This is a genomic window from Paenibacillus sp. 01T442 (assembly GCF_056398345.1).
Genome location: NZ_JBFTPF010000063.1, coordinates 23,691 through 29,690 on the forward strand (window position 1 = coordinate 23,691; position 6,000 = coordinate 29,690).

Genomic DNA, 6,000 nt, shown 5'->3' on the forward strand with positions numbered 1-6,000 from the left:
TTGTTTACGATGAAAAGTGCTCTTGATTAGAAGATTTCTTCTATCAAGGGCACTTTTCTGTTTATTATTGCTTTTGCGCATAGATATGAAGCCGAGGGTAGCATACTAGTAAAAATTGACAAGGGTTTGACGCTTCAAAATATAGATATACAAACTTGGGAGGTTATTCATGATGAAAAAAAGAATGCTTCATAGCCTTATTTCACTGTCCGTGGTGGGACTAGCTCTCACAGGATGCGGCGCAGCTCCGTCCAAAGATCAGGGTACTGCAAGCGCAAGTCCAGCTTCAACGGCACCGACGGCAACAGCCAAAGGAGCGCCTACCGAATTAGTCATTTCTACATGGGGCTTCTCGGATGACTTCTTCAAGAAAGAAGTATATGCGCCGTTTGAGAAAGAGCACAACGTCAAGATCGTACTGGAAATTGGGAACAACTCGGAGCGTCTGAACAAAGTGAAGCAAGGCAGCAGTTCCAAAGTGGATCTTATCTATTTATCCGATTACTATGCACAGCAAGGTATTGAAGCTGGACTCTTTGAAAAGATTGATCGCACCCGTATTCCGAATTTGAAAGACATCTACGATTTGGCTAAGGCTCCGCTTGGTGAAGACTATGGTCCTGCCTATACGATTGGTCGGTTGGGAATCGCCTATAATCCGAAGGCGACGAGTAAAGAAATCAAGTCGTGGAGCGACTTATGGAGTCCTGAGCTTGCGAAGAAACTGACATTGCCAAGCATCACGTCGACAACAGGTCCAATGATCCTTGATGCGGCATCGGTCGTTGCAGGCAACACAACGTTCAATGCGGATCAAGCATTCGCCAAGGTGAAAGAACTAAATAAAGGCGTCGTCAAATACTACGGGCAAACTTCCGAATTCGTGAACATGTTCGCGCAAGGGGAAATTGCCGCTGGGCCAATCATGGAAATGTATGTAAAGGATTTGAAAACGGCTGTACCGGAAACTAAGTTTGTTTCCCCGACTGAAGGGGCATACGCTGTCATGAATACGGTTAACGTGATCAAAGGAAGTAAAAATAAGCAGTTGGCTGAAGATTTTATCAACTGGCATTTGAGCAAAGAAGTCCAAGAAAAATCAGCAAAGTCCAAAATCGATTCACCTGTGAATACGACACTTCAGCTCTCGGCTGATGAAGCGCAAGGTATTACTTATGGAACAGAAGTCGTAAGCAAGCTTCGCAAATTGGACATGAAATTCGTGAATCAAAACCTTAAAGGTTGGATTGACCGCTGGAATAAAGAAGTCACTCAATAGTTGAAATTGAACAAGGGTATATGATTATGGATATACCCTTGTCTGTATGAAATGGAAKGGGGTTTATCATGACTAAGAAGGTCATCCTTGATGTTGATACAGGCGTAGACGACGCGCTGGGCATTTTGCTGGCTGTTGGCAGCGGGGAAATGGAAGTGCTAGGTATCACTACGGTGAACGGCAATGTGTCACTTGACCAAGCGACCCTGAATACCTGCAAAGTCTTGCAGCTGCTGGGAATGGAGCAGCAGATTCCAGTCATTAAAGGGGCGAATAAGCCTCTGCTGCGCACAACTTATTTTGAACATCGCGTTCACGGCAAGGATGGACTTGGCGGAGCTTTAAGCGATATGCAGGTTCACATGTGCGCGGCTGAAGGACATGCAGTCGATTTCATCATTGAGCAAGTGAAGCAGCACACAGGTGAAGTCACGCTTATTATGACCGCGCCGCTGACGAATCTGGCCATGGCTGTTATGAAATACCCAGACTTGATTCATCAGGTCCGCGAAGTTGTTGTAATGGGCGGCGTTGTCCAAGGTTTCGGGAATGTGACGCCGACAGCGGAGTATAACATGTACGTCGATCCAGAAGCAGCAAAGATCGTGCTGCATGCGGGATTCCCGGCCATAACGCTCGTAGGCTTGGATGTGACCCGGAAGGCGCTGCTGACAGAAGAACATATCCGCTCGCTCGGAGATACACCGATTGGCCGCTATGTCAAGGAAAGCACAGCAGATTACATGCAACGTTATCAAGAGCGCAACGGTGTACGGGCTTGCGCCCTTCACGACCCGCTCGCAGTCGGGGTGGCGCTGAATAAAGATCTGGTTACCACCCGCCATTATTACGTAGATGTAGAAACCCGAAGTGAGCTGTGCGACGGGCAAACGGTCTGTGATTTCCAAAGCCGATTGGCTAAGCCTGCTAATGTCCATGTGTGTATGGAAGTGTCCGCCGAAGCTTTTCTAGACCAATTTATCCGCGCATTGCGCGCCTAGCGAACCCAGGAACAGGAGTAAAGCTACATGAAAAAAACGTATTTATATTTACTATTGCTGCCTGGATTACTGTTCCTGACGGTTTTCATGGTGGTTCCGATCCTTCTTACGATAGGTTCAACCTTTTTCAATAAAGGCAGCTTCACATTAGCCGGTTACTGGAGTTTCTTCAAGGACCCCTACTTTCTGAAAATTTTATGGACGACCCTGCGTGTTAGTGTGGTCACAACCTTGCTATGCATCGTGGTGGGCTTCCCGGTTGCCTATTTCATCTCCAAGCAAAGCCCAAGGCAGAAGGCGATTCTGCTTGCCTTAGCGATTTTTCCGCTGCTCACCAGCTCTGTTGTTAGGTCATTCAGTTGGATGATTATTTTGGGCAAAAAGGGGCTGCTGAATAATGCGCTGATCGCTATTGGCTTGATCAAGGAGCCGCTCGATATCTTGTACACGCCTGCTGCGATGATGATCGGTCTGGTCCATTTATTCCTGCCGCTCATTATTATTACCTTGGTGGGTGTTCTTGAGAATATAGATCCGGATCTGCTGAAAGCGGCGGAAAGCTTGGGAGCGGGTCGCTTCAAAGCTTTCGTCAAAGTCATCGTGCCGCTTAGCGTACCCGGATTAATCATAGGAAGTATTCTAGTCTTCGTGGGCAGTCTGACGGCCTACACGACACCGGCTTTGCTCGGAGGCAAGCAGCGGGTTATCTCCACATTCCTATATCAGAACGCGATTACGCTGAATGATTGGTATCTCGCCTCCGTTATTGCGGTAATTATGATTGTGATTACTTTTGTGGTCATCGCACTGATGAACAAACTGGCTGTTAAATTAAATCCGAAGGGGTAGAAATATGCGGGAGAAGAACCGAGGGCTGGCCGTATTTACGCTTCTTGTCTATCTATTTTTGCTCGGGCCGCTCGTCATCATTGCATTTGCATCTTTTGAGCCAGGGAGTATCTTGAAATTCCCGCCGACAGGCTTCTCTTTAAAATGGTACCGTAACATCCTGGACGTCAAGATGTTCATGTCGACGTTCAGCACTTCCATCATCGTATCGCTGCTCGGTAATTTATTTGCGCTGCTGCTGGGGATTCCTGCCGCTTACGCATTAAGCCGATTTGCGTTCAAAGGGAAGGAAACGCTCAATGCGATCTTCATTTMCCCGGTGCTAATTCCTGGTATTGTACTTGGTTTTACGATGCTCAAGTACCTGATCGTGGTGTACCACCTACCGATATATGCGGCCTTGCTGGTTGGACATACAGTCATCATGCTGCCTTTTATCATTCGAGTAATTGCTTCTAGCTTATCGAATTTCGATTTTGCGATTGAAGAAGCCGCGTTAAGCTTGGGCAGCAGCCACTTGAAGACCTTCTTTAAAGTCGTACTGCCAAATATCAAATCCGGGATTATTGCGGCAATTTTGATTGCATTCTTGGAATCTTTTAATAATGTGGATATTTCAGTCTTTATGACGGGGCCTGGGGTCAGTACACTGCCTATTCAGATGCTGACTTATGTGGAGAATCATTTTGATCCGACAATTGCTGCTATTTCTGTACTGCTGATGCTGTTCACAGCTGTACTTATGTTCATCATTGAACGGTTGATGGGTTTATCCTATTTCACCAAACGATAACGGAGGCTTGTATTCATGGCATTGCTATCACTGGAAAAAATTTCGGTTGCCTATGACCAGCACTATATTCTGCAGGATTTTAACCTAAGTGTTGAAAAAGGAAGCTTGATCTCGCTGCTTGGTCCTAGCGGATGCGGGAAAACGACGACCTTGCGGCTTATAGCAGGATTCATCGAGGCGAAATCAGGCACTTTCTCTTTGAATGGAAAAGATTATACGCGTGTTCCTGTGAATAAACGCAATTTTGGCTTCGTTTTCCAGAGCTATGCGCTATTCCCTCATTTGTCGATTTACGATAATGTGGCTTTCGGCCTACGCTTGCGCAAAGTGAGTGGGGCGGAGCTGGATCGCCGTGTGCGTCACATTCTCGATGTCGTCAGCTTATCCGGCTTCGAGAAGCGTTACCCTAAAGAGCTGTCGGGCGGTCAAAGACAGCGCGTCGCGATTGCGCGGGCGCTCGTCATCGAGCCGGAACTGCTGCTCTTCGACGAGCCGCTGAGCAATTTGGATGCGAATCTGCGCGTCAACATGCGGGTGGAGATCCGCCGTATCCAGCAGGAGCTGGGCATTACGACGGTATATGTATCGCATGATCAGGAAGAGTGCTTCTCGATCTCCGATAAAGTAGCAATCATGAATAAAGGGATTATCGAGCAGCTAGGCGCTCCGGCGACGATATTCAAATATCCTAAGACGGAGTTCGTGGCGCGGTTTATCGGGTTTACGAATTTTATCACCTTCGAGTCACGATTTGATAGCAGTGAAGAGATTGCCCTCAAGGTGAAAAATTATATGTTCGCTGTAACCAAGCATGCGAGTAAAGGCGAACAGCAAGGCAAGCAAGGAGCTATTCGTCCGGACGATGTCGTGATGGGAACCCTGGATGAGCTTGAGGCAGGGGCCAATCGCGTGAGCGGCCGCGTCAAGGTTAGCACGTTCCTCGGGCGAAGCTATCAGTATGTGATTGAAACGGAACTTGGTTCCTTCACCGTGAATAAAGAGATGGAGCTTCCTTACGCGAATGGGCAAGAGGTTCGGCTTCATTTTCCAGGTGAGAAATTAGTAATCGTTGAGTAGTGGACTTGGAGGTGAAGACAGATGYGCATTGATGTACTGATTGAAAATGTTCATATTTATAACAGTTATTTTAAAACATTTATCCATGGCAATGCAGCCATACTGGATGGTAAATTTCTATATATTGGCAAAAGAGGATCGGAAAGTTTCGAAGCCGCGGAACGTTTGGACGGAAATGGCCGTTACATGATTCCAGGTCTTATCGATATCCATTTGCATATTGAAAGCACGATGGTGACACCAGAGACGTTCTCCTACGGACTCATCCGTAATGGGGTCACAACCATTGTGCCCGAACCTCACGAGATTGCCAACGTCTTCGGACTGGATGGAGTCAAGCAGTTTATGAAAGCAAGTCAGGACACTGTCGCGGACATGTTCTATGCGATCCCGAGCTCGGTTCCAGCGACATCCATGGAAACGACAGGCGGCGAGATTCATATCGCCGATTTGGACGAGCTGTTACGTACGGAGCGGATCATCTGTCTGGGTGAAATCATGAATTTCGTTGATGTTATTACAGACCCCGATTGCAAAACAAATCAAATCATCAACCATGTCCGTGCCAACTATCCGCATCTTATCATCGAAGGGCATGTGCCTAAGCTGTTGGATTTGGACCTGCACCGGATGATTTACAGCGGAGTTGACTCGGATCATACGCATCAGTCGATTGAGGGCATGGAAGCCCGGATCGCTGCGGGCATGTTCATCGAAATTCAAGAGAAATCAATGACGGATGAAGTTATGGCTTATTTAATCCATCATGATGTATCCGAGCATTATTGCTTCGTTACTGATGATGTGATGGCTGACTCCTTCCAGCACCGCGGGCACTTGAATCATATTGTGCGCAAAGCAATCGGCATGGGTATGAAGCCCGAGCAGGCCATTTATGCCAGCACACTCTCTCCAGCCAAGCGGATGCGGATGTATGACCGCGGGGTAATCGCCCCTGGCAAGATAGGCGATTTCCTGCTGCTTTCCAATCTAGAACAGCT

At 47.4% G+C, this 6,000-nt stretch carries 6 protein-coding genes; all 6 read left to right on the forward strand.

The features are described 5' to 3' along the window. Positions 1-169: 169 nt before the first annotated feature. Positions 170-1,279 (forward strand): ABC transporter substrate-binding protein, encoded by a 1,110-nt coding sequence (locus AC1DLM_RS28220; RefSeq protein WP_436245623.1) that lies wholly within the window; start codon positions 170-172, stop codon positions 1,277-1,279. 68 nt (positions 1,280-1,347) lie between these two features. Further along, complete coding sequence (locus AC1DLM_RS28225) at positions 1,348-2,280, forward strand: nucleoside hydrolase (protein WP_477571819.1); 933 nt, start codon at positions 1,348-1,350, stop codon at positions 2,278-2,280. 27 nt (positions 2,281-2,307) lie between these two features. Further along, entirely contained in the window at positions 2,308-3,129 is an 822-nt protein-coding gene (locus AC1DLM_RS28230; protein ID WP_441987446.1) for an ABC transporter permease, read from the forward strand. Positions 3,130-3,133: 4 nt separating this feature from the next. Then, complete coding sequence (locus tag AC1DLM_RS28235) at positions 3,134-3,922, forward strand: ABC transporter permease (protein ID WP_477571820.1); 789 nt, start codon at positions 3,134-3,136, stop codon at positions 3,920-3,922. A 15-nt stretch (positions 3,923-3,937) separates the two neighbouring features. Continuing rightward, the gene (locus AC1DLM_RS28240) at positions 3,938-4,999 is read left to right on the forward strand and encodes an ABC transporter ATP-binding protein (protein ID WP_477571821.1); all 1,062 of its coding nucleotides are present in this window, start codon (positions 3,938-3,940) and stop codon (positions 4,997-4,999) included. Between the two features lie 21 nt (positions 5,000-5,020). Continuing rightward, positions 5,021-6,000, forward strand: a 980-nt coding sequence (locus AC1DLM_RS28245; protein ID WP_477571822.1) for an amidohydrolase family protein, incomplete at its 3' end; no start/stop codon positions are given.